The sequence below is a fragment of the Iodobacter fluviatilis genome, assembly GCF_004194535.1.
Classification (GTDB): Bacteria; Pseudomonadota; Gammaproteobacteria; order Burkholderiales; family Chitinibacteraceae; genus Iodobacter; species Iodobacter fluviatilis_A.
This window is the reverse complement of sequence record NZ_CP025781.1, coordinates 3,196,636-3,220,025: the sequence shown is the minus strand read 5'-3', so window position 1 is coordinate 3,220,025 and position 23,390 is coordinate 3,196,636. Positions and strand designations below refer to the sequence as shown.

Annotated in this window: 21 protein-coding genes and 1 pseudogene; 6 read left to right on the top strand and 16 right to left on the bottom strand. The window is 48.2% G+C overall.

Features of this window, described 5'->3' with window-relative positions:
• Positions 1-639 precede the first annotated feature (639 nt).
• From dagF to C1H71_RS14255, 11 genes are all read right to left on the bottom strand, one after another.
• On the bottom strand, positions 640-1,389 hold the full coding sequence (dagF, locus tag C1H71_RS14305) for a 2-dehydro-3-deoxy-phosphogluconate aldolase (RefSeq protein WP_130107147.1): 750 nt from the start codon (positions 1,387-1,389) through the stop codon (positions 640-642).
• On the bottom strand, positions 1,386-2,504 hold the full coding sequence (locus C1H71_RS14300) for a DgaE family pyridoxal phosphate-dependent ammonia lyase (RefSeq protein WP_130107146.1): 1,119 nt from the start codon (positions 2,502-2,504) through the stop codon (positions 1,386-1,388). Before C1H71_RS14300 ends, dagF begins: the two co-directional genes overlap by 4 nt.
• A complete protein-coding gene (locus C1H71_RS14295; RefSeq protein ID WP_130107145.1) occupies positions 2,488-3,624 on the bottom strand; it encodes an amidohydrolase/deacetylase family metallohydrolase in 1,137 nt (378 codons plus the stop codon). Before C1H71_RS14295 ends, C1H71_RS14300 begins: the two co-directional genes overlap by 17 nt.
• 471 nt (positions 3,625-4,095) lie before the next feature.
• Positions 4,096-4,758: a DUF4310 family protein gene (locus C1H71_RS14290; RefSeq protein ID WP_130107144.1), complete on the bottom strand. Its 663-nt coding sequence runs from the start codon at positions 4,756-4,758 to the stop codon at positions 4,096-4,098.
• Positions 4,759-4,768: 10 nt separating this feature from the next.
• Entirely contained in the window at positions 4,769-5,542 is a 774-nt protein-coding gene (locus tag C1H71_RS14285; RefSeq protein ID WP_130107143.1) for a DUF4311 domain-containing protein, read from the bottom strand.
• A 12-nt stretch (positions 5,543-5,554) separates the two neighbouring features.
• Positions 5,555-5,863 carry a DUF4312 family protein gene (locus tag C1H71_RS14280; protein ID WP_130107142.1) on the bottom strand — a complete coding sequence of 103 codons (309 nt, stop codon included), beginning with the start codon at positions 5,861-5,863 and terminating at the stop codon, positions 5,555-5,557.
• Positions 5,864-6,226, bottom strand: a complete 363-nt coding sequence (locus C1H71_RS14275) for an SFCGS family glycine-rich protein (protein WP_130107141.1) — start codon at positions 6,224-6,226, stop codon at positions 5,864-5,866.
• 41 nt (positions 6,227-6,267) lie between these two features.
• A complete protein-coding gene (locus C1H71_RS14270) occupies positions 6,268-6,588 on the bottom strand; it encodes a glycine dehydrogenase (protein WP_130107140.1) in 321 nt (106 codons plus the stop codon).
• Between the two features lie 306 nt (positions 6,589-6,894).
• Entirely contained in the window at positions 6,895-7,575 is a 681-nt protein-coding gene (locus C1H71_RS14265) for an amino acid ABC transporter permease (RefSeq protein ID WP_130107139.1), read from the bottom strand.
• Positions 7,572-8,306, bottom strand: a complete 735-nt coding sequence (locus C1H71_RS14260; protein ID WP_130107138.1) for an amino acid ABC transporter permease — start codon at positions 8,304-8,306, stop codon at positions 7,572-7,574. The genes C1H71_RS14265 and C1H71_RS14260 overlap by 4 nt, the downstream gene beginning before the upstream one ends.
• 213 nt (positions 8,307-8,519) lie before the next feature.
• Positions 8,520-9,170, bottom strand: coding sequence for a transporter substrate-binding domain-containing protein (locus tag C1H71_RS14255; RefSeq protein WP_130107137.1), 651 nt, complete (start codon positions 9,168-9,170; stop codon positions 8,520-8,522).
• A 754-nt stretch (positions 9,171-9,924) separates the two neighbouring features.
• Between C1H71_RS14255 and C1H71_RS14250 the strand changes: the two genes are divergently transcribed.
• The gene (locus tag C1H71_RS14250) at positions 9,925-10,476 is read left to right on the top strand and encodes a putative metalloprotease CJM1_0395 family protein (RefSeq protein WP_130107136.1); all 552 of its coding nucleotides are present in this window, start codon (positions 9,925-9,927) and stop codon (positions 10,474-10,476) included.
• Between the two features lie 74 nt (positions 10,477-10,550).
• On the opposite strand, the gene C1H71_RS14245 is transcribed toward C1H71_RS14250, so the two are convergent.
• Both C1H71_RS14245 and C1H71_RS14240 read right to left on the bottom strand, forming a co-directional pair.
• Positions 10,551-11,306 carry a type IV pili methyl-accepting chemotaxis transducer N-terminal domain-containing protein gene (locus C1H71_RS14245; protein ID WP_130107135.1) on the bottom strand — a complete coding sequence of 252 codons (756 nt, stop codon included), beginning with the start codon at positions 11,304-11,306 and terminating at the stop codon, positions 10,551-10,553.
• 484 nt (positions 11,307-11,790) lie between these two features.
• Positions 11,791-12,093, bottom strand: a complete 303-nt coding sequence (locus C1H71_RS14240) for a c-type cytochrome (RefSeq protein WP_130107134.1) — start codon at positions 12,091-12,093, stop codon at positions 11,791-11,793.
• Between the two features lie 185 nt (positions 12,094-12,278).
• Here C1H71_RS14240 and cysG point away from each other — a divergent pair, with 185 nt between their 5' ends.
• Positions 12,279-13,661 carry a siroheme synthase CysG gene (gene cysG, locus C1H71_RS14235; protein ID WP_130107133.1) on the top strand — a complete coding sequence of 461 codons (1,383 nt, stop codon included), beginning with the start codon at positions 12,279-12,281 and terminating at the stop codon, positions 13,659-13,661.
• A gap of 246 nt (positions 13,662-13,907) precedes the next feature.
• Here cysG and C1H71_RS14230 read toward each other — a convergent pair whose 3' ends face one another.
• Positions 13,908-15,809 carry an alkyl/aryl-sulfatase gene (locus tag C1H71_RS14230; RefSeq protein WP_130108239.1) on the bottom strand — a complete coding sequence of 634 codons (1,902 nt, stop codon included), beginning with the start codon at positions 15,807-15,809 and terminating at the stop codon, positions 13,908-13,910.
• 517 nt (positions 15,810-16,326) lie between these two features.
• Here C1H71_RS14230 and C1H71_RS14225 point away from each other — a divergent pair.
• Together C1H71_RS14225 and C1H71_RS21985 are read left to right on the top strand one after the other, a co-directional pair.
• Positions 16,327-16,968: a TetR/AcrR family transcriptional regulator gene (locus C1H71_RS14225; protein WP_130107132.1), complete on the top strand. Its 642-nt coding sequence runs from the start codon at positions 16,327-16,329 to the stop codon at positions 16,966-16,968.
• Between the two features lie 98 nt (positions 16,969-17,066).
• Positions 17,067-17,189, top strand: a pseudogene (locus C1H71_RS21985) (IS3 family transposase); the annotation flags it as partial.
• 79 nt (positions 17,190-17,268) lie between these two features.
• Here C1H71_RS21985 and recG read toward each other — a convergent pair.
• Entirely contained in the window at positions 17,269-19,290 is a 2,022-nt protein-coding gene (gene recG, locus C1H71_RS14215; protein WP_130107130.1) for an ATP-dependent DNA helicase RecG, read from the bottom strand.
• A 455-nt stretch (positions 19,291-19,745) separates the two neighbouring features.
• On the bottom strand, positions 19,746-19,898 hold the full coding sequence (locus C1H71_RS20725; RefSeq protein ID WP_188053312.1) for a hypothetical protein: 153 nt from the start codon (positions 19,896-19,898) through the stop codon (positions 19,746-19,748).
• A gap of 181 nt (positions 19,899-20,079) precedes the next feature.
• On the opposite strand from C1H71_RS20725, the gene C1H71_RS20720 reads away from it, so the two are divergent.
• Complete coding sequence (locus C1H71_RS20720; protein WP_188053310.1) at positions 20,080-20,253, top strand: hypothetical protein; 174 nt, start codon at positions 20,080-20,082, stop codon at positions 20,251-20,253.
• 469 nt (positions 20,254-20,722) lie between these two features.
• On the top strand, positions 20,723-23,383 hold the full coding sequence (locus tag C1H71_RS14210) for a TonB-dependent receptor (RefSeq protein WP_130107129.1): 2,661 nt from the start codon (positions 20,723-20,725) through the stop codon (positions 23,381-23,383).
• Positions 23,384-23,390 lie beyond the last annotated feature (7 nt).

Here is a 23,390-nt window from a genome sequence, read left to right as displayed (position 1 = left end):
AAGCCGTCTGGTTTTAGTAGCAAACAGCAAAAAAACACAATAACCACGCTCTCTGCATAGGGCTTTAAAGTCCCCTTGAAACACGCCGTAGCGAGGAACAAGCGGGGCGGGATTTCCGCAAGGGAGCGAGGCAGCGAGCCAATCCCGCCCGCCGCCGACTCGATTGTCCGCAGCGAAGGGGCATTCGTGTTTCGTGGGGTGGCCTTCTTTGGCTTCGTTTCTTGGCCACGCAAGAAAGGAAGGTCCAGCGGGACGCCCGCACCAAAATAAACGTGCCGAAGGCACTAAAAAAATCTTTTTGATTTTGCCTAGGGTCTGTTGACGTTTCATTCACGCCTGCGTTTGGCCCAGTTTTGGGGCTGAACAAGGAGAAAATGGCGACATGGTACGAGTACCATGAGCGATTTTTAACGCAGTGCAGCCCCAAAAGTGGGCTAAACCCGAAGGGCTGTGCCGGAAAATGGCCATTCACTGCGTTATGCTCCTCGACAATAACCCGTTATTGCCTTCGTCACATGCCTTGTGCTTGGCCGTTTTCCGGCTCAGCGCAATTGTGAATGAAACGTCAACAGACCCTAGCATACCCGCGAGCCTTGATAGAAAACCCGCGGGTTTCACCCGCCCTACGAATGCAGCCGCCTACCCCAGCTTTGCCTTCACCATCGCCAACAACGTTGCCACGTCTTCTGGGCGAGTATTGCCGCTGGCTTTGTCGATAATCGAACTATAGATATGGGGGATGATTTTTGTCACTCCTGCGTCCAGCGCAATGCTGAGGATTTCTTCAAAGTTTTGCAGATCAATCCCACCTGTCGGCTCTAGCCAAAAATCATTGGCCGCGCAGGCTTGAGCTACGGCGATATATTCATCGCGGTATTTCAGGCCATCCATTGAGAAATATTTCACCGAATTACCGCCCATATCTTTCAGCATGGCAATAGCGGTGGCAACCGGCACAATCCCATCTGCCTGTTGGCTGCTTAAAATGCCGGTGGAGATTTTTACCATGCCAACCTGGCCAGTCGGTGAAATCAAACCATTCACCACCGTGTTATCTTGGCCAACTAGGGCACGGGCGGGGCCGACGCCGGTGAACACTTGGTTGATATGCTGCGGCTGAATCTGGCGGCTGATCTCATTCACCATCGCCGATTGTCGAGGATCGCCTGCCCCTAAACCCACAGAAATTGCATTCTCAATCAATTGGGCATAGGCCCGCATATCTTCAACGGCACTGGCTACATCGGGGTAGTTTTTAGAAAGCAGCCCCACCACCACAGCGCCCTCTGCGGCCTGATAAATATCCACGGCATTTTGCTTAGTGCCGCCTAAAACATTTAAACACACCCGATCACGATAAAAATTTGGGCTTAATTGGCTTAATTTCATAGTAATTTTTCCTTTAACAATTGCTGAATCTGCTCGCTGATCGTAGTGAGCTGACTATCGCTTACGCTGCGCACATCCACCTCGACCTTGCCTTCATTGGCTTTGTATTCACGGAAATAAATAGCGATGGGGCCCCCTTTAAGTGCGGCCACCATCTCGACAGCGCTGCGGCCCAAAGCGGCCTGATCAAAGGCTATTTCTGTACGGGCAATATCGCGCCCTGCGCCATCCCAAACCACTTTGGCGCTCACGCCATGAATCTCGTTAAGCGCCGCAATAAAAGGCCGCATTTTGGCAACCATTTGCTCGCCGCTTTCTTTCTCACGTAATAGATAAGTTTCAATGGCACAAGTCAGGCCCAAGATGCCTTCTTTGCCGACCTTCATCGCGCGGCCTATACCTTTGCCCTGCTTTTTAACCCAAGCTACATACTGCTCACGGCCCAGCACCAAGCCGCTGGACGGGCCTTCAATGGCTTTTGCACCGCTGTAAATCACCAAATCCGCACCCAGCTGATAATAAAGACGCAAATCTTCTTCGGCGGCTGCGTCCACAATCAAAGGCACACCATGGCTTTTAGCCACAGCCACGGCTTCTGCCACGCTCAACATGCTTTTTTGCACGGTATGGTGCGATTTAATATATAAAATCGCTGCGGTATTGGGCGTAATCACTGCCGCCAATTCCTCAGCCGAGCACTCATTAGCCCAACCCGCTTCCACCACTTTGCCACCACCCAGCGCCACCATTGTCGCCACCGGCGCGCCGTAATTCACGTTATGACCTTTTGCCAGCACAATTTCGCAAGGGCCATGAATAGGCTTGGCATGCAGATTCAGCAGCAAATCTGCATCGTCTTTAATAATCACAGCGGCCACAGCTTGGGCGATTCCGGCGGATGCGCAAGACACCACCACCGCGCTTTCTACGCCCAGCAAACCCGCAATATAAGCACCTGTTTTATCAACTAAATCCTGCATCTCGAAATAATGATTCAGCCCCAGGTTAACGGCCTCTACTACTTCAGGCTGCGGGGTAGAAACACCAAGGATGGTCATCCGCCCAGAAGCGTTAATCACCGGCTTAAGTTGGTACTTTTTATAAATCGAAGACATGATCTTTTTTTCCTTCTTCAGTCAAAAACACCTTCCCTGCGACAATCGCAGCCAAAGGCCTGAGGTGGTGATCAGAAATAAGCGATTCACCCTCACAATCGCGCTGAGTATTGGGCGTTTTATCCAGGGAAAAAATCGAGATATCGGCATCAAAGCCAACAGCCAGCTGGCCTTTGCCAGCCAGATTCAGCGCCTTAGCGGCGTGGCTAGTAACACAAGGGATGACTTGCGCGAGGCTCATGCCCAAGGACAGAAACTTGGCCATCACAGGGGCTAAGCCATAAACCGGGCCAGCGATGCGGTTGCGGCAATAAATATCCGAGCTAATTGTGTTAGGTAAAATACCCTGAGCAATCGCTTGCCTTGCCACAGCAAAACTAAAGCTCGCACCGCCGTGGCCCACATCAAGGCAAACACCACGCTGAATCGCCCGATAAATACTGGGCCGCAGCACGCCTTCGGCATTCAAAATGCGATTGGGTTTGCCGTTATAGCAGTGGGTTAAAATATCGCCCTGATCGAGTAGATCGGCAATATCATCCAAATCGGGCGGGGTATTGCCCACATGCACCATCAGCGGCAGATGGCGATGTTTTTGCTGAATGGCTTTGGCCATTTGCAAAGGGATAATCCCATTGCCACCCACCACGCTTGCACTTAAACGTGCTTTTAAGCCAACGATAAACTCAGGGAATTGGCCAATTGCTTGGCTGGCGGCGGCCTCATCAATATCGGCCAGATCGGCTAACTCGTGCTGAGTAACCAAACCGATGCGAGAAATATTCAATAAAGCCCGCACTTCAGTCTGGCATGCCTGCGCCAGCTGATAAAAATGCGCAATATCATTAGCACCACAACTACCCGCATCCACCACCGTGGTTACACCGCCCGCGATGCCGACTAAATCGGGCTGATCGTTATAAATAGGCGAGGCCGAATAGCAATGCACATGGCCGTCAATCCAGCCTGCGCTGGCATAAAACTGACCTTTTAAATCCATAGTTTGACGAGCTTGGGCATTGATCTGGCCAATGGCCGCAATTTTGCCGTCCTTCATCGCAATATCAAAGATGGCATCGTCTGTGGGGCTCACGGCACGACGGATGATTAAATCAAACATGGGATTCCTTTTTTTGCTGCGTATACGTATCCAATAAGCCAAGGTCTGCAGTGCTCAGCCAAGTCAACAAGGTCTTTTTAGTGCCTTCGGCACGTTAATTTTGGAGCGGTAGCCACCGCGGGGCCTTCCTTTCTTGATCGGCCAAGAAACGAAGCCAAAGAAGGCCGCCCCGACCAGCACGAAGGCCCCTCACTGCGGATAATCGGCTCGGCGAAAAAGGCTGCTCGCTCGCTGCCTCGCTACCCCTTTTCCGAAACCCCGACCCGCTTATTCCTCGCTTCGGCGTGCTTCAAGGGGGGATTTAAGCCCCGTGCCATGATCAGCGATAGAAATCCAGAGCATTGGAGCTGGAAATATTCAAAAGCCTATTAGGAAATATGTAATTAATAAGCTGTTTTTCTCCGTGAAACTCCGTGTTCTCTGTGGCCTCCGTGGTTCAAGATTTGGGTTTTCCGGCATCAAATCAGTAAATCAAACAATTGCCACCGGAAACACCGAACCAAATAACATCGCGCCTAAAATTGCGCCGCCGGTAATGGGTTTGCCCCAGAGGTAGAAGGCTAAAGCGCCGATTAATGAGCCCACGCCAATGGGGATTGATGCGGCAATTGCGGTGATGATGATCAGGGGGCCTAGAAAACGCCCCGATGAATTACCCGCGCCCATCATCACGTCGGCACCAAAGGTTGAGTTAGATTGATTCACCGTAAACTTACGTGCCAAGATAATAATTCCGCCGATGGCGCAGCCAATCACCATGCCTGTGGCGAGCGCGGCAAAGAAGTTATCCAGTGGATACGTCACGCCTGCGCCCAAAAACATGGCGGGAATGCCCAGGCCCACGCCGGTCATAATCGCGCCGCCGATATCTAAAATACCGACCAGCGCACCTTCGATAATCCGTGCAAACAAAAAGCTCGCACCAAAGGCCGCCACCGCGCCATACACGCCGGTATCCATTCCCGCACGCAGCATCGAGACAAAAGCCACTTCATTGAATGCGCCTATGCCGTAGACGTAATACATATGCGTTCCGGCAAACACCCCAGCGGACAGCAAGCCTACAAAGAAAGGAAAGCTCCAATCGGCGAACCAGAAATTACCCTGTACTTCTTCTTTAGTGAGTTCCGTCATTTTCGTCTCCTTAAGGCTTCAATGTGGAGTGGATCAATTCATACCAAGCCGGTATGGCTAAATGGAAGGATTCAATCATTTTCAAATCAAAGCCACGGAAGAAGGCGCTTAATACAAATAACATCACCACGCTAAACATCATCGATTTGGTGATTCTGTTCCAGCCACCATCATCAACGCCTTTGCCAATCAAGATACCCAGCACCAGGCCCGGTACGGCATTGCCCATAATCAGCTGCGCTAAGCCACCAAAAATCGTCCCCCAAAAGCCTGAGCGTTTACCTGCTTCAATCGCCGCCAGCCAAAAAATCACCGGCATGATGATATTGACCAGCATATTGGCCGCAGGCACCAAAACTTTAACCGCGGTGACTTGCAAAGAAGGTGGCACAGCCGAGGCGGTGGTATTTAAAAACGCCACCACCACCATGCCGATCAAGCCACAGGCCAGCGCCATTTTTCTAGGGTTGTGCAGCGTTTCGGCCAGGTTGGGATTTTTGCTCATTAGCGCCGCAGCGCCCCAATGCGGAATCACACGGTGATCCACATCTTGGGTAAACGCCCCTGCCGCCACGGAAGACGCCCAGGCATTAAAAAAGAAGCCCAAGCCAAAGGAGAAATGCGAAGCCGCATCGCCTTCACACGAATTAAGCTCGCCTAAGGTACGAAACGCGCCTATCCCCTGTGCCGTTGGCGCATGAAACATCCGCGCCGCCCCCGCCCCAACAGCAAAACCAACCAAGCCACCAATCACTAGCGACTTCATTAATATCATCAGCAACATACGGCTACCTTTTTAAGACTTGGATGGATGAGCAGTAAAAGACACCTGATCGGTATCAATCGCCGTCACACTCACAACCACTTCCAGCTGCACTTTGTAATGCGAGCGAATACGCGGCAGAAACAAGAATAAAAATCGCTCCTTTCTTTGTGCCTCCTCTGCCTTTAGCACCACCACATCTTGTGGCTCGATGCGTAGCAACACCTTTTGGCTACCTGCCATCACGGCGCGCTGCACTTGGGAGAGCGCATCGGCAAAAGCCTTAGCTTTGCTATCCCCCATGCCGCTCACAATCACCTTGCTCTGGAAGTGTTCTTTCATTTAATTGCCGTACTTTTTCTGGTAAGCCACAACCAAGCGCTGGCCCAGCTCTTCCTTATCCATAAAGCCAAAGCCTAGGACGACGTAGCCTTCTTCAATCGCAGTAATGCCTTCTTCAACCGAGCGCATACCATATTTCGCCTTATAGCCATGCTTGGTCTGAGCAGTAATCGCCCCCGCCCCGCCGCTGCCGCAAAATGAAATACCCAGCTGCGCGTTTTCAGCCTTCATCACATCGCCCAGCTTCATATCCGCAGCCACACCCGGAATCACCACCGCACGCCCCGCTGCTAATTCAACGCCAGCGCCTACTTTTTGGCCTTTGCCTAAACGATCGCCAATTACTACGGTAATTTGAGTCATTTCAATTCCTTTTTAAGAAAAGCTCATTACAAAGAGGGATATTATTTATTCTTTGCCAATTCAAAATGAATCGATAACAGCAGCGCTTCCTTGTTTGATAAATTGCCAAACATTGCCGTCACCATTTCGGATAGCCGCATCGCAGGGGCTGAAATCTCGTCGAATAAATCGTCATCAAAATCAGGTAAGCCCTCACCCGTCAAAGAGCGCCGAGCCATCGCCTTGATATGAGCATCCATCTTCATTTGCTGCACTTCGCTGAGGTATTTGTTTTCCACCTCCAGCAGCTCAGTAATTTGCCCCAGCACCCGCTCTGCCAAAGCCTGAATCTCTACCTCCCTTACTTCTACAACTTCACCCATGTTTGCTCCCAAGCCTGTCATAGCTAGCTGTGATTAATTCGATCACTCATCGTAAGCAATATGGGAGGCACTTTGTACCTGTTTAATTTCCACTACGAAGTGGAAGAATGAGGGGTAGCGGAAGAATTTGCTGGAAGCTGCCATGAGAGGCTTTGAGCTAAGGCAGGGGATATTACAAAAGGAAACGGGCAAAACATCAGCTGTTTTGCCCGTGGGTAATGCCAGAATTATGGTGCAAAAATCACTTATCTAAGATGCATATTTATCTTGTGAAATCAAATGACCTGCTTCTGCATCTTGGCATAGCTAAGCCACTACACGCCCAGCCAGTACCCGCTTCCCCAACCATTGCACGGCGGTGCAGAGCAGCAGGTACACCAGTGCAATAAAGCCGAAGACTTCCAGCGGGTAGACTTGCTCACGGCTGTTGACCTGGCTGGCGACGAAGGTAAATTCAGCCACGCCAACTATATAAGCAAGCGAGGTGTCTTTCACCAGCACCACCCACTGATTCACAAAGGATGGCTGCACAATACGCAGAGCTTGCGGCAGGATGACGAGGCGCAGGACTTGATAGCGATTTAGGCCGCTGGCGTGAGCGGCTTCCCACTGGCCATCCGGCACGGCGCGGATGCCCGATTGCACGGTGTAGGCGAGATATGCGCCAGACACCAGTGACAGTGCGGCAATCACGGTGAGCACGCCGGGGATGTCAATGCCAAAGGCAATCGGCAGTAAGAAGTAGCACCAAAAAATCAGCAGCAAAACCGGAATAGCGCGCAGCAGCTCGCAGACTGCCAGCAAAATTCGCCGCAGCCAGCCTTGGCTTAGCGTGAGGCTAATGCCCCAGACCAGCCCTAAAATACTGGCGAGGATGGCGGCGCTGGATGCCAAAATCAGGGTAAGGGCGATGCCGCCCAGTGGGCCGTTGGGCCAAGCGCCGACAAAAAAGAACAGCAGATTATTGCTAATCACCGCGGTATTCATACCCACCTCCGCAGGGGTTTGGCCACGGGGCCTGCCAATGTACGTTGCACCAGCACAATCAGCAGCACATAAAACACGCTGGCTACTGCAAAAGATTGAAATGTCAGCAGGGTTTGAGCGTCGATCTGGCGTGATCGATAAGAGAGCTCCATCACGCCGATGGCCATGGTGAGCGAGGTGTTTTTAATGGTGTTCAGCCATTGCCCTAACAGCGGCGGCCATGCGGTTTTAATCGCCTGCGGCCAAATCACCCAGCGCAAAACATCTAGAGGGCGCAGCCCCAAGGCTCGGCCCGCATTCCATTGGCCCTGGCCCACGGCATTCATGCCAGAGCGGATATCTTCGGCAATAAACGCCATGGCGTAGAGCGATAAGGCCACCCACGCGGCCATAAACTCAAACGACGGCAGGCCAAGAAAAATATCCCCTGCCTGCCAAAGCACATGCGGGCTATTGAGCCAGAACATCCACTCCTCGGGCAGCAAGGAGCCCACGGCAAAATACCAAAACAGCACTTGCACCAGCAGCGGGATATTGCGGATCAGATGATGTGGCAGTGCCAAAATCCGGCTGCGTGATTGATGGCGGGCAATACCCAGCAGCACACCAGCAATAGTGCCGGTGAAAATCACGGCCACAGAGAGTAATAAGGTAATCAGCAAGCCTTGGCCCAGCGTCAGAATATGCGGCCAATCCAGCCAGCCATTGCCCAGCCATGCGGGGGGATTCATTTCCCTTACTCCAATAAAAAAATGCGCAAGGGCGAACCCTTGCGCTAAAAATCGAGAATGTCGATACCAGGAGATAAAACAATGTCTAAAACAAGCTGCGTTTGTGCGGTACAACAACTACATCCACACTCACACGGCCCTTACTACACCTACACAAAAACTTGTTCCTCAACAGCTCTTTGAGTAGCAGCAAAGCAGAGAGGGTGAATCACTTTAAACTTTGTCACCAATTTTAAAATCACGCGGCAAGGCTGCGCGGCTTTTTGGGCCAAACCAGTGATCGTAAATCTTTTTCGCCTGACCCGATTTCTCTAGCTCCAGCAAGGCGTCGTTCACCTCTTTGCTCAGGCGCTCTTCGCCACGCGCGATACCAATGGCCTGATATTCACGCGTCAATGCAAAAGGGGAAATCTCGTATTTGGTTTTATCCGGCGCATTGGCCAGCAATGCCAGCAGCTTGGCAATATCAGCCGGAGCCTTAAGCACGCCTTTTCTGGCGATAAACTTTTGCCCAGTGGCAAAGTATGGTGTGCTGAATTCAACCTGCTTACGGCGCTCTTCGGTAACTGTAAAGTTAGCCGCCACCAAATCCACTTTATTTGCAGCGAGTAAAGGAATGCGATTGGCCGGATTCGTTGCCAGCAGCTCCAGCTTTACCCCCAGCTTTTTAGCAATTGCCTGAGCGATTTCCACATCAAAGCCCACCAGCTGGCGGCTGGTTTCGTTTACAAAGCCAAAAGGCGGGTTGCTATCAAAAGCAGCTACTCGCAATACACCCGCTTTTTTGATGTCGTCAAGCTTATCAGCCAAGGCTGGCCCAGCAATTATTGTAAGGATCAGAGCTAGTAATAGGGGACATTTCATGATTTATTTTCTTATGAGGTTTTATATTAAAAAGGAACCTGATTATGTCTCTTGCTCAGCCACGCTTCTGCACGCACATGATCCGGCTTGAGTAAGGTGCGTGTGGAATAAGGGCACCCCACTTCAAAACCCATTAAATCGTCTGAAGTTAGCAATGCCGTACAGGACACTAAATCAAGGGTTCCGGAGCAAAGAGACATAATCAGGAAAACTTATGTGAATCTATATTTAAGATTCAGAATTTGGTAATAAGCCGTAATGAATACATCATGCCGGATAATTTAAACATTTAAAAGAATTTTAAATTTGATTTATATAATAATTTAGAATATCAAATGTTAGCGATATTTATGAGCTGAAGAGATGCGTGTTTTACTAGATCTTGCATAAAATGCGCTCAAAGCTCTTTTTTGATAAAGAATCATGAAAGTTTGAATCATCAGTTTGGGTATAAAGAGAATATCCAGATACGATTTTTATTTGCGGCAGCGCTGCTGGCTCTTACGCCATACGAGCAATTTGGCCAGCTGGTGCAGACGGATAACTTAGCTGCATAACAGACGTTAGCAGCAAAAGGCATGTGTGGCGTTTGAATAAGGAAGGCATGAATGAGCATATCAATTTCACCTTAATATACTCATATTTGAACACATAAATTTTTATAAAAACACAAGGATAGACTGATGAGCGGTTGATTTTCTTTCGATTTGAACAGGGTATAATTTATATAAATTACATAATTTATTGACAAGTCATGATTGGTCTTGGCAGGGTTTCCTCTTCTTTTTATCACGAACCACTTCCGCCCAAGGAGCAAGCCTTGGCGGCAAAGGGGGAGACTGCTGATAAAACTAAAACGGCCAACGTGCAAACTAAACCTAATAGGGAGCCCTTAAGTGATGCGGAGCTAGCAGTAATAGAAAAACTGGCTAAGCAGGATAGGATGGTGCGTCAACATGAGCAGGCGCACCTTAGTGCAGCGGGGGGCTTGGCCACTAGTGGTGCAATCTACTCGATGGAAACAGGGCCAGATGGCAAGCAATATGCGGTGGGCGGAGAAGTAAAGATTGATGTTGGCCCAGGCAGGACGCCCGAAGAAACGCTGAGCAAAGCCAGAATTATTCAAGCAGCCGCTTTAGCCCCTGCGGATCCTAGCTCGGCAGATCGGGCTATTGCGGCCAAGGCTGCGTCAATGGCGCAAGCCGCCCAAATAGAAATCGCCAAACGTAGCCCAAACGCACAAAAACTGGCTGAGCATTATGGGCAAAATGATTATCCCAAAAGTACCTTAGCCATCTCGGCTTAGCTGTCGTTTAAAACGCAGCTAAGCCTTTGGGCTAGCACCAAACCCTCTAAGTTTTGAGGGCCAGATCGCAGATGCTAGTTCCCCAATTTTTCGTACTGATTAGTAATTTTATCCATGACTTCTAATAAACGCTCGCTAGTGCTGGCGATGTTTTTATCTGCATGACCATCTAGCCCGCTAAGTGCGCTTTCTAAAAAAACCCATTGCATTTCCGCCAGATCGAGCTGTTCAATTATCGGACGTGAATTTTGGGGGGCTGCTTTTAACGTGACTAAGTTCGCTGAAAATTCTTTTTGTGCCTGAGCCTGCTGCTGTTTTAGCGCAGGGTTTTGATTACCCCAGCTTTCTAAACAAGCTGTTTTAGCTAGGCGTTGGCTAAGCGTACGCTGACGGCCCGCAATGCGAATCAACTTACCCTGTGGCTTGCCCATGCTTACGTCTAAACGCTTTACCAGCTCGCCGGCGTCGTATAGCATCGCTTCGGCAATATCATTTAGCTGCTTGGCTGTTTCTAGCTTGGGTGGAGTGAGAGCTAAAGTACGCATGTTTTGCCACTGCGTTTCTTGTTTTTTTAAAGCTTCAATGTTTTCTGGCGCTGTTACACTTTCAAAAAGATTACTTAACTGGGTAGAAAACTGGGTAATAGATGAGTTAATTTGTAACTTTGCAGCATTGCTGTTAATTCCTCGACCTTGCTGACAATAGGCTTTCACAATGCGCTGGGTTAGCATGCGCTGCGCAGTGACAGTGTTTATGGTAGCGCTAGGGCTTAATACTGCAGCTTGAGCCAAGAGGGGAAATAAAAGGAGGGGAATCAAAATGATACGCATGGAGCAATCTCGTTAAATAAATTAAATATAGTCATTTTTTTTTGCTTGGTTACATAAAGCAAAAAAAAATGCCCCCCGTCTAGATAAACTCATAACGAGGGCTTAAATGAGCGAGGATGCTCAGAATGCCGGAGTCTAGCGTGATCCATTGATATACAGTAGCAGGTAAATTACCCATTATTCTATTTGATCTTGCCGCTGACATATGAATATACGGGCATGATTTTTTTCCAAAGACTCGATGTTGCCCTGCTACATCACAAAACACATCGTCCACGAAATACACAAAAAACATGGGTAGGTGCTACTTTTCAAGCAAGTTTTGTTGTATTTAAACAATCAAACGCTAAACCAATCCCTTAGAATGTAAAGCAAACTCAATACCCAGACGAAACATAAATCGATCAGGTACGAGGCCTTTTGTCGATTTTTTCGTGCATTTAGTGTTTTTCGTGAACATGCGTCGTTGTGCATAATATGGGTATTACTTAATACTTAATACCCATTTAGCTAAATCTTTCGCTTCAGCTTCACTGACTGCATTGGGCGGCATAGGCATTGTGCCCCAAGCGCCGCTGCCACCTTTCTTGATTTTATCAGCTAGCTTTCCTACGGCACTGGCGTCGCCTTTATATTTAGCGGCCACGTCCTTATAAGATGGGCCAATGAGTTTTTTATCTGTTGCATGACAGGCGAAGCAGTTTTTTGCCTTGGCTAAATCTGCGGGTGCAATGGCATGGGCACTGCTTACGAAAAATAGGCTTAACAAGAAGATGGCTTTTTTCATAGATAACTCCTAGGTAGTAAATAAAATGCAGACGGCATGCAGCCTTGATCTTAGTAAACATGAGAGGTGACTTTCTATATTTGATTTAGATCATATCTATAGCTGAATGTGATTTTGCAAATACTTAGAAAGTCTAGCTCAAACTACAGCCAAGTTAAATTTAAGGTTACAAAGGTTGCTTCAGTATGAATTACTTCCCACTTTTTTTAAATTTACATGAACAAAATTGCTTGATTATTGGCGGTGGCGATGTGGCTGCACGCAAAATCCGCTTACTGGCCGCTGCGGGGGGGAAAATCATGGTGGTAGCCCCTCAGCTCTGTGAGGAGCTAGCGAGTGCCGCCGAGGCTGGCAAGCTTATTTATTTAGCCGCAAGTTTTTGTGAGGCACAGCTACAAAATGTAAGGCTCGTCATTGCTGCAACGGATAGTGAGGAAGTGAATCGTCAGGTTTTTGAAGCTTGTGAAGCGCGCGGTATTTTGGTGAATGCGGTGGATGATCCAGCTAGCTGCCGTTTTATTACGCCAGCTATTGTGGATCGATCGCCACTGGTGATTGCCATTTCTACCTCGGGTGGTGTGCCGGTACTGGCGCGGCAATTGCGCACCCAGCTGGAAGCCCTCATCCCACACGGTTATGGTGATTTAGCACAGATGGCGGCAGATTTTCGGGATGAAGTAAAAGCAACCCTAGTAAGCACCGATGCCCGTAAGCAATTTTGGGAAAAAACTCTCGCAGGGCCGATTCCCGATATGGTGTTTGCAGGCAAACATGCTGCTGCGCGTCAGGCATTAAGCGATTCGATTAAAGCCGATGCCGATGCCCCCTTACAAGGGGCTGTGTATTTAGTGGGTTGCGGGCCGGGCAATCCTGATTTACTCACATTTAGAGCCTTACGCTTGATGCAGCAAGCCGATGCGGTGCTGTACGATAATCTAGTGTCTTTACCTATTTTAGAGATGGTTCGCCGTGATGCCGAGCGGGTCTATGTGGGGAAAAAATCCAACAATCATGCTGTGCCACAACAAGAAATTAATCAACTCTTAGTGCGCTATGCCTTGCAAGGGAAAAAAGTTTTGCGCTTAAAAGGCGGCGATCCATTTATTTTTGGTCGTGGTGGGGAAGAAATTGAAGAGCTAGCCGCCGCTGGTATTGCTTTTGAAGTGGTCCCTGGTATTACCTCGGCAGCGGGTGCATCGTGTTATGCCGGTATTCCGCTTACGCACAGGGATTATGCGCAATCGGTGACTTTTGTTACCGGCCATCGTCGTGATGGCGAAGTAGAGCTCGATTGGCCGCGTTTGGTTAACCCCACTGAAACGGTGGTGGTCTATATGGGCGTGGCGCAGCTAGAAAAAATTTGTCAGCAATTAATTAAGCATGGCAGAAATCCAGACACCCCTGCTGCCATGGTAGAAAACGCCACGCTGGCTAAGCAGCGCGTGGTAATAGGTACTTTAAGCAGCCTGCCGCAGCGTGCGTCCGAACGTGGTATTAAGCCGCCAGCTTTGATTATCATTGGTGAAGTGGTCAGTCTGCACGATAAGCTGAAATGGCGTGAGGATTGATTGTTTTTTGGGAGGCTTAATTGCGCTAAATAAAAGGGCTGACACGCTAAGTTAAATTCAATGGGCGACTACGATGTAGCCCATTTTTTTGCCTAAATGCTCGGCAGATGCAACACTAATAATTGGGGTTTCATCAAACAGCTCCTGATTGCGAGGGTTTGCCTGCGCATTAAATTAAAACCGCCGCTCCAGCCAGGGCTGAGAACGGCGGTTGCGTACTCATTTCACTTAAATCAGCCAGCTGCTTTATTTGGCCTTTTTAGTCCCCGGCAAAACCTCAAAGCGAGGGTCAAATTTTTCCTGTGTGCTCATTAATTGCTTCAGCACGCCTGCATCGCCAGCCAGCTTCGCTTTGCCGGCTTTTGTGAGGTCATCAAAAGTGGCTTTTCCGGAAATAATGGTTTCCAGGTCGCTGCGATTCAGTGTGATAGTCAGATCAGCATCTTTAGCATTAAAACCTTTGATATTGGTGAGTGTGGCGTTACTCATTTCCAACACATATTTCTCACCAATATCTGGGGTGTTGATGTTGATCTTAAATTTCATACCATCTGCTTTCTTGCTATTCATCGTGATAGCCATGTAATCCAGCAGCAGATCTGTAGACATTGCACGGGCCATATCTGGGCTGGTAGAGCTAGGTGATGCCCCTTCCGGAATACCATTTCGCAGCTCATACGCTCCGGCTAGGAAGCTGTTTCTTAAGGCTACACTTTCTTTTTGATAACCCAGCTGCTCGTAAGCATCGGCCAGCTGATCTTTAGCTGCAGTATTTTTTGGCTCTGCCAGTGTCAGCTTATTCAAAATTTCTACCGCTTCCAGATACTTGCCCTGATTATGTAGCGTCTTGGCTTTAGCCATGATTTTTTTACTTCCCCCCATCATCTCTACGTATAAAGGAGCAGAATCACGTGGGGATAAAGGCACTAAAGTCGCCGGATTGGCATCCCAATATCCAAGGTAGCGGTTGAGTACTGCGCGGCTATTGTGTTCTTCGGAGCCATGGTAAGAATGCGCTGCCCACTGATTTTGCAGCGATTTAGGCGGCTTATATACATTATGAATTTCATTAATGGTTACGCCTTTATTGGCCTGATTTAACACTTCATTATTCAGGTTGGCATAAATATCACGCTGAGTGCGCATCACTTCTTGCACACGGTCATTGCCCCAGCGCGGCCAGCTGTGCGAAGCAAACATCACATCAGTTTTATCGCCAAATAAATACAAGGCATTATTAATATTTTTGGACCATGCCAGTGCATCCCGCACCAAAGCACCACGCAGAGTGTAAATATTGTGTACGGTGCCGGTGATATTTTCCGCAGCCCAAAAGGCTTTAAACTGCGGGAAGTAGGTATTCATTTCTGAAGGTGCTTCGGTACCCGGTGTGTTTTGAAAAACCATTTGCACGCCGTCAATGGTGATTTCTTCAATATCTTTGCTTACTGTGCGGGTAGGCGGAATCAAGCCCAAATCACCAGCGGCTACATTCTTACCAATGGCCTGATCAACATGGCCAAACGGGCTACGTGGTAAAAGTGTGCCATAGGTCAGCATCAGGCGGCGGCTCATGGCATTACCAGCGTACACATTTTCAGAAATAGCATGCTTCATAAAGCCTTCCGGTGCAATAATTTGTACTTTGCCGCTGATCACATCTTTTTCATCCACTACACCACGTGCGCCACCGAAGTGATCACCATGTGAATGCGAGTAAACCACAGCAACGACCGGCCGCTGACCCAGTTTTTCATTTACAAAGGCTAGAGCTGAACGAGCTGTTTCTTTGGCCGTTAATACGTCAAATAAAATCCAGCCGGTATCACCTTTAATAATGGTCATATTCGCCAGATCAAAACCACGTACCTGATACACCTTCCCTGGTACGACTTCATACAGACCGTAGCCCATATTTAAAATAGCTTGTCGCTGCAAAGATGGGTGGATGCTGTCAAAGTCTTTACCTTGCAGCAAATAATCGTAACTGCCCATGTTCCAGGCTACATGGCCGGCATCCGCCATGATTTCCCTATAAGGCGGAGCAGCAATAAAACCTTTTTTTGATTCTTCAAAATCACGGGTATCTTCAAATGGCAGGCTGCTGCGCTGCCCTTTGATCAGTTCTTTAGTGTATTGAGAAGGCATCTTGCCTTTCGCATCAAAGTGCTTACCCTGCATTGCATTTGGGTCTGTTTCTGCAGCTCCGCCGCCCCTGAAGCATTAGAAACCGCACTTACTCCACCCATTAGAGCCATCGACAGAAAGATTGATAACGTTTTTATTTTCATGGAATTCATCCTTAAAAGCAGATATTTATTAACTAGGAACCAGCTGCCTAAATGAGCTGGTTAGGGATTAATCGATGTACTTTAAAGTCTAGCAGCCTGTCGGACTTAAGACTGATCTACTACGGAAAAGCCGTATTTGGCCATATTTCACGCATTTTCTCGTTGAATAGCCAGCTATTCGCCTCAAAAACCCACGAAATCTGTCTCAAACCGGTCTTTCCCTCGCTACGATCGCTTAAGTCCGACAGGCTACTAGGAAAATAAACGACCAAGCGTTAAAATTAGTACTATTGAACTATTTATTGCCAATTTAGTACAAAAGAACTAATTTGGTCAATGCATAAAAAATACAAAATCAAAAGGCGATACCCGTTATGTCGGTACCAAAAAAATCTAGACCACAGACAAAAATTACTCCATTCGTAAAGAATGGCACATCACAAGCCACAGTTACCCATATTCTTGAATGCGCACAGCAGGTGCTTGTCACATGTGGAAATGCCAAATTTACAACTCGCCGGGTTGCAGAAGCAGCAGGGATTTCCCCTGGCAACCTGACTTATCACTTTCCCAGTAAAAACGAGCTGATTAAGGCACTAGTAGCAAAGATTCTGGAGAAATACCTTATTCATTTTGAAGAATCCCTATCACTAGAGGGGGAGTTTTATGCAGAGGGATTGAAAGGGCTGGTGCGATGGATGATGGTTGATGCGATCAAAGTAGAGACAATACGAATCTTTCGCGAATTATGGGTAATGGCACTGCATGATGAGCAGATTTGCCAGGTCGTTGATGACTTTTATGATGCAATGATCAACAAATCTGCATATTTAGTTGGACTTAGATATCCTACCGCCGACACCACAGTAATTAATGAACTCATTCATTTGTTAGCTACGATGATTGGGGGCTGTATGGTCATTTATGGCACCAGTAAGATTCGTGCGGTCACCTTTGAGCGCATAACTGAAATGACCATGCCCATGATCGAGCAGCTTGATCCTCAGGGTATTTAATACCGTTTTTTTTGTATTTCAATTAATGCCGCACATTGCGCCATAACCATTGTTTGAAGTAGGCAGCCATTAAATGAGTACACGAACAACACCGGAACTACAAAACAGGAGAGGTGGCTCAAAAAGAGGTCACTGAATATATTGAAATTTTTTACAATAAGATTCGCCGCCATTCGCACTTAAACAACGAAGCGCCAGCAGCATTTTCGACGCAGTTTTAGTTAACAAATCAGGAAGAAATCCAAAGCGGGTGCACGTGATTGACCCAGCCCTGACTTTGCCTTGATTAGCATGCTCAGCCTACACTTTCAGCAACATCTCCCGCCCAGGTAGCCATCTATCCAGATGCGCTAATGCGGTGGCGGCATCGTTTGCCAGCAAGTCTTCTGCAACCAAGCGAGCTTCCTCGAGTAAATCGGCGTCTTTTTCTAAATCGGCAAAACGCAGCATCGGTACGCCGGATTGCCTTACCCCAGCCAGCTCACCAGGCCCACGGATTTCCATATCCTGACGGGCAATTTCAAAGCCATCGGTATTTTCATAGATCACCCGTAAGCGTGCCTTAGCCAGCTCGCCAAGTGGAGTGGTATAGAGCAAGACACACAGCGATGCGTGCGCGCCCCGCCCTACTCGGCCACGCAACTGGTGCAGCTGCGATAGACCCATACGCTCGGCGTGCTCAATCACCATCAGGCTGGCGTTCGGCACATCTACACCCACTTCAATCACCGTGGTGGCCACCAGCACCTGCACTTCGTTTCTTAAAAATGCTGCCATTACCTCGGCTTTTTCGGCAGTTTTCATTCGCCCGTGCACCAGGCCTACTGCGATATCTTCTAGCTCTTCGGATAATTGCTGATGTGTATCCACGGCGGTTTGCAATTGCAGCGCTTCAGACTCCTCAATCAGCGGGCAAACCCAATACACCTGACGGCCCTCTTCAACCTTCGCGGCAATACGCTGAATGATTTCATCTCGGCGTGCATCGCTAATTAACTTGGTGACAATCGGCGTGCGCCCTGGTGGTAGCTCATCGATCACGCTGACATCCAAATCGGCGTAATAGCTCATCGCCAACGTGCGGGGAATCGGCGTGGCGCTCATCATCAGTTGATGCGGGCTGCCGCCTTTTTCACGCAGCGCCAGCCTTTGCGCTACGCCAAAGCGATGCTGCTCATCCACAATCGCCAGCCCTAACTTGGCAAAGGTCACGCTCGCCTGAAAGATGGCGTGCGTTCCCACCACCAGCGGCGCAGTGCCCAGCGCAGCGTCTTCAATCGCTAGCCGCTTGGCTTTTGCCCCCAAAGAGCCCGCCAACCACACCACCTTAATACCCAGCGGCGCAAACCATGCGGATAATTTATTAAAATGCTGCTCGGCCAAAATTTCTGTCGGCGCCATCAGTGCCACCTGATAGCCCGATTCAATCGCCTGACACGCCGCCAGCGCGGCCACAATGGTTTTTCCCGAGCCCACATCGCCCTGCAAAAGTCGCTGCATAGGGTGAGGCTGGTTTAAATCATGGGTAATTTCTTTTAAAACTTTGCCCTGAGCGCCGGTCAAAGCAAATGGCAAACTCGCCAGCAAACTTGCCGCCAGCTCGCCTTTGGGCGCAATCACCGGTGCGGTACGCTCGCGCCTTGCGGCATGGGCCGTGCGCAGGCTGAGCTGCTGGGCCAGCAGCTCGTCAAACTTCAGACGCTGCCAAGCGGGGTGAGTGCGCTCAGTAAGTAAGATATTCGGAATATCTGGCGTGGGTGCATGTAATAGCTGCACGCTGGATGAAAAATCTGGCAGATCGAGCCGCCCAAGTATTCGCTCCGACAAGGTGTCGGCTAAGTTGCAGTGCTTTAAAGCTAAGCGGATCAGCTTTGCCAATTGCAGCTGGTTTAATCCTGCCGTTGTTGGATAAATGGGCGTCAGCGCTTCGTTCAGGCCCTGCTCATTAGCAGCGCGTATTTTAGGGTGCACCATTTCATCACCCAAAAACCCACGACGGATTTCACCATAGAGGCGTACCGTTTTACCCACTGCTAGCTGCTTGGCCACGCTCGGATAAAAATTAAGCAGCCGCACGGAGATGGTTGCAGATGCATCACTTACCCGAGCAATCAGCTGCTTACGCGGCTTATATTGCACTTCACAGGAGTCAACAGTGCCCTCCACCAATACCGATTGCCCCATCGGCGCATCCACTATGGGGTAAAGGTGTGTTTCGTCTTCGTAGCGCAATGGCAGATGCAGCACCAGATCAAACGGGCGCAATAGCCCTAATTTGGTGAGACGAGTTTTAAGTGCTTCAGGTAGCGCAGCCAGATCCATATCTTTGAACGATCGTTCGATTGAACGCTACTTTAGGGCATTCGTTGCGTAAGGGAAAGGGGAGATGTAGCGTTTATGCAAACAAGCAGCCTGTCGGACTTAAGACTGATCTACTACGGAAAAGCCGGATTTGGCCATATTTCACGCATTTTCTCGTTGAATAGCCAGCTATTCGCCTCAAAAACCCGCGAAATCTGTCTCAAACCGGTCTTTCCCTCGCTACGATCGCTTAAGTCCGACAGGCTGCTAGCCCATATTTTTGGGCTTAGTTTGTTGAGGCTTGAGCCACAAATGGCAGAATCATTTTAAATATGGCCCCCTCGCCTTCTGAGCTAATTACACTGATGCTGCCACCTATGCCAAGTTGCGTAGTAAAAAATGGCTCAAAGATGCAATCAATATACTCACTACTGATACCGCGCCTATTGTCTTTAAAAATCACTCTCACTTGAGTTTCACTGATGGCGCTGGCTTATGCTCATCAGGCCATCTCTGCGCCCTGCTAAGCCATGCACAATGGCGTTGATAATCAGATTACTGAGCACTTGGCCAAATGCGCCCAGATAGCTATTCATCAGTAAGTCATTCGCAATATCTAGCTTTAGCATGTGGCCAGCGCCGCAAATACGGCTACCTAGCAGCCTGTCCGTAAATCGAAAGATTGCTGCTGATCCGACGTTTGATCGATGGCAAGCTGCTTAAAGCTAACAATCAAGCTAGCGGCTTTTTGTAAACAATAAGAAAATAAAAATCATTTTCATCTGCAATTCCTGCAAAGCCATTTAATAGATGGCGGCAGAATATGCCGAAATGCTGCGGGCAAGCGATGCATATATTTCTGTTTTATTTAATGTTCGCAATTTAGCGCTGCAGTGTGGCGTAGAAAACACACCATACCCCTTACAGCACTTAGTTTTAAAAAATAATTTCAATATTTTAGATAAGCAAGACACATTAATTTAATGCCAATAAAGCAGATGTATTTAGCACAAAAAATAAATATACCCTTTAAATGCGCTATATATATTCTTTAAAATTCACATGGGAAAACCACTACTCTGGCGTAATTCAATACAAAAATTTCAGAAACTTACAAAACCACCCACGTGACAAATGTGTTTTATACGCTTAACAAGCTACTAATTAAGCCTTATTTAGAAAGGTTTTTTTATCAATAAAACAGCCATTTTGAATTTTTTAACCGCGCCTATTTAATGTTTACTTTCAATATGATTACGGTCAGTTTGTCGCACCACCCCATCATACTCTTGTCATTTAATTGCTAAGCACTTCTGCAGCAGAATTACAGCAAAGAGAGTCAAACGGTTACATTCCGTTACATGGTAAATAATAACAAATGATAATTTTTCCCTAGCAGCGGTCTTGACACTGCCACGCAGACACCAAGGCATCTAACCCAAGGGGACATCCAATGAAGATGAAGCGACTCAGCATTGCTATTGCAATGATCGGTGCAGGCGCAATGATCCATGCGCAAGCCGCGGATACCGTTAATAAAGTTGAACGGGTTGAAGTTACCGGCTCCAATATCAAACGCGCTAATAAAGTTGGCGCAACACCAGTCCAAGTACTTGGAAAACAAGAAATTGCCAAAACCGGTGCGACTACCGTGGCCGAGCTGGTAGACAATCTAGCAGCCAGCAATAATGGCTACGCGCAGGCGCAGGCCGTAGGCGATTCAGCTAAACCGGGCTTCTCTGGCGCAAATTTGCGTGGTCTGGGCACATCCAAAACGCTAATTCTGGTGAATGGCCGCCGCATGGCCAACTACGCTTTTGATAGCGCGGGGGTTGATTTGAACTCTATTCCGCTGGGCGCAGTGGACAGGGTTGAAATTGTAAAAGATGGCGCTTCTGCGGTTTACGGCACCGATGCAATCGGCGGCGTAATGAACTTTATTTTAAAGAAAAATTTTATTGGCGCAGAAATTGGCGGTAGCGTTGAGCAAACGTTTGACGGCGGCGGCGAAGTCAAAAAAGCCAACTTTAGTTTTGGTTTTGGTAACCTAGACGAAGATAATTACAACGTCTTTATGGCACTGGATGTATCCAAACAAGAAGCCCTAGCCGCTAAAGATCGTAGCTATTCCAAAACATCTTATATTCCTGATAAAGAAGTCAATAAAACATCAGGCAATACCTTCCCTGCCACCATTTTAAATGGCCCAGGCGGAAAGCCAGTTAATGTGGGCTATTTAACCGGCTGCGATCAGCCCCGCTCCATTCCCGTGGCTAACCCAGGTTTTGCCACTGGCGGTAATTGCCGTTTTGATTACGCCAGCATTATTGATATTGTTTCACCACAAGAGCGCCTTTCCTTCTATAGCAAGGGCACTTTAAAAATTAACGACAGTACCCAAGTCTTTGCGGATTACCTTTTTACCCGCAATGTGGGTACTTATTCTTCATCCCCTGTGCCGGTTTCAAGCGCCACTACTTTTAATGGCGATGATTTGCTTTACCCAGCCAATGGCAAATATGATCCTTATAAAGGCACACTTGGTAATTTAAAGCTGCAATGGCGCGGTATTGATGCAGGTGCGCGTGAAAACGAAGCAACTTCTGATCAACACCGCTTTATTGTTGGAGCAGAGGGTGAAGTAGCAGGCTGGGATTACCGCACTGCCTTGGTTTATGCACTCAATAAAACCGAAGATAAATATACCAATGGCTGGGTATACGAAAGTAAACTCCTGCCCGCAATGCTAAGCGGTGTGATTAACCCATTTGGCCCGCAAGACGCCGCAGGTAAAGCCGCATTAGATGCCGCAAAAATCACCGGCAAAGTACAAAGCGGTGAAACCAGCAATAAATCAGCCGATGTTCAATTCTCTAAAGAAATTTATCAGTTAGACGCAGGGAAAGTTGGCTTTGCCTTTGGTGGTGATGTGCGTAAAGAAAGCTATACGTATACGCCTGAAGCTATTTTATCCAGCGGTGATATCTTAGGCGGTGGCGGCAACCGCCAATCCACCAATGGTGAGCGCTTGGTGTATGCAGGTTTTGCCGAAATGGTCGTACCCATTCTTAAAAACTTGGAATTACAAGCAGCGCTTCGTTATGACCATTATGACGATATGGGCGGCACTACCAATCCTAAAATCAGCTTCCGCTATCAGCCCATCGATGAAGTGGTGATACGCGGCTCAATCAGCACCGGTTATCACGCCCCTACGCTGGACGATTTAAACCGCCCTACCAGCAAAACAAATACTGGCGGCAGTTACGATGACCCTGAGCGCTGCGCAGCAACCAAGAGCCCACTGGATTGCAATTTGCAATTAAATCTAGTGCAAGGTGGGAATAAATCACTCACACCAGAATTATCCACTAATTACACCTTTGGCTTTTTAATTGAGCCAGTTAAAAACATCTCCCTAGGTATTGATTACTGGAATATCAATATTAAAGATCGGATTGATTCAATATCCGATTCCACCATCTTTGGTGACTACGCTAAATACAAAGATAAAGTGATTCGCAAAGCACGAACCGCAGCGGATATTGCAGCGGGCTTGCCAGGCTTGATCGACTATGTGGATTCCAAATCACAAAATCTGGGTGAGTTACGCACTGATGGTCTTGATGTATCCTTTCTGGCTGCAACACCTAAAACAGAATATGGTACTTTCCGCCTCGGCGTAGAAGGTACTTACACCATCACCAACGAGTATCAGCGTGAAAAAGACGGCGCTTTCTTTGATAGCGTTGGCCAATATATCGACCTTGGCATGAACCCACGTTGGAGACACAATCTAACGCTGTCTTGGAATATGGCTGAATGGGGTGCTGCACTGACCAATAACCTGACATCCAGCTATATCGATCAAAACCAAGTCACAGATCCAGTAACAGGTAATAGTGTTAACCGTACCGTAGAAGCCTATAGCACTTGGGGCCTGCAAGGCACGTATCGCACCAAGAGCCTTGAGCTGACGCTTGGGGTGAAAAACCTATTTGATACCGATCCGCCTTTCACCAATCAGGCCGATCACTTCCAAGTAGGTTTCGATCCTAAATATACAGACCCACATGGCCGCAGCTGGTACGCCAAGGCCAATTACAAGTTTTAATCACGCA

Bases quoted from the DNA above. Each gene is read 5' to 3' on its own strand.
- dagF (WP_130107147.1), bottom strand. From the start codon at position 1,389: ATGAAATTAAGCCAATTAAGCCCAAATTTTTATCGTGATCGGGTGTGT.
- C1H71_RS14300 (WP_130107146.1), bottom strand. From the start codon at position 2,504: ATGTCTTCGATTTATAAAAAGTACCAACTTAAGCCGGTGATTAACGCT.
- C1H71_RS14295 (WP_130107145.1), bottom strand. From the start codon at position 3,624: ATGTTTGATTTAATCATCCGTCGTGCCGTGAGCCCCACAGACGATGCC.
- C1H71_RS14290 (WP_130107144.1), bottom strand. From the start codon at position 4,758: ATGACGGAACTCACTAAAGAAGAAGTACAGGGTAATTTCTGGTTCGCC.
- C1H71_RS14285 (WP_130107143.1), bottom strand. From the start codon at position 5,542: ATGTTGCTGATGATATTAATGAAGTCGCTAGTGATTGGTGGCTTGGTT.
- C1H71_RS14280 (WP_130107142.1), bottom strand. From the start codon at position 5,863: ATGAAAGAACACTTCCAGAGCAAGGTGATTGTGAGCGGCATGGGGGAT.
- C1H71_RS14275 (WP_130107141.1), bottom strand. From the start codon at position 6,226: ATGACTCAAATTACCGTAGTAATTGGCGATCGTTTAGGCAAAGGCCAA.
- C1H71_RS14270 (WP_130107140.1), bottom strand. From the start codon at position 6,588: ATGGGTGAAGTTGTAGAAGTAAGGGAGGTAGAGATTCAGGCTTTGGCA.
- C1H71_RS14265 (WP_130107139.1), bottom strand. From the start codon at position 7,575: ATGAATACCGCGGTGATTAGCAATAATCTGCTGTTCTTTTTTGTCGGC.
- C1H71_RS14260 (WP_130107138.1), bottom strand. From the start codon at position 8,306: ATGAATCCCCCCGCATGGCTGGGCAATGGCTGGCTGGATTGGCCGCAT.
- C1H71_RS14255 (WP_130107137.1), bottom strand. From the start codon at position 9,170: ATGAAATGTCCCCTATTACTAGCTCTGATCCTTACAATAATTGCTGGG.
- C1H71_RS14250 (WP_130107136.1), top strand. From the start codon at position 9,925: ATGATTGGTCTTGGCAGGGTTTCCTCTTCTTTTTATCACGAACCACTT.
- C1H71_RS14245 (WP_130107135.1), bottom strand. From the start codon at position 11,306: ATGCGTATCATTTTGATTCCCCTCCTTTTATTTCCCCTCTTGGCTCAA.
- C1H71_RS14240 (WP_130107134.1), bottom strand. From the start codon at position 12,093: ATGAAAAAAGCCATCTTCTTGTTAAGCCTATTTTTCGTAAGCAGTGCC.
- cysG (WP_130107133.1), top strand. From the start codon at position 12,279: ATGAATTACTTCCCACTTTTTTTAAATTTACATGAACAAAATTGCTTG.
- C1H71_RS14230 (WP_130108239.1), bottom strand. From the start codon at position 15,809: ATGCCTTCTCAATACACTAAAGAACTGATCAAAGGGCAGCGCAGCAGC.
- C1H71_RS14225 (WP_130107132.1), top strand. From the start codon at position 16,327: ATGTCGGTACCAAAAAAATCTAGACCACAGACAAAAATTACTCCATTC.
- recG (WP_130107130.1), bottom strand. From the start codon at position 19,290: ATGGATCTGGCTGCGCTACCTGAAGCACTTAAAACTCGTCTCACCAAA.
- C1H71_RS20725 (WP_188053312.1), bottom strand. From the start codon at position 19,898: ATGCTAAAGCTAGATATTGCGAATGACTTACTGATGAATAGCTATCTG.
- C1H71_RS20720 (WP_188053310.1), top strand. From the start codon at position 20,080: ATGGCGGCAGAATATGCCGAAATGCTGCGGGCAAGCGATGCATATATT.
- C1H71_RS14210 (WP_130107129.1), top strand. From the start codon at position 20,723: ATGAAGATGAAGCGACTCAGCATTGCTATTGCAATGATCGGTGCAGGC.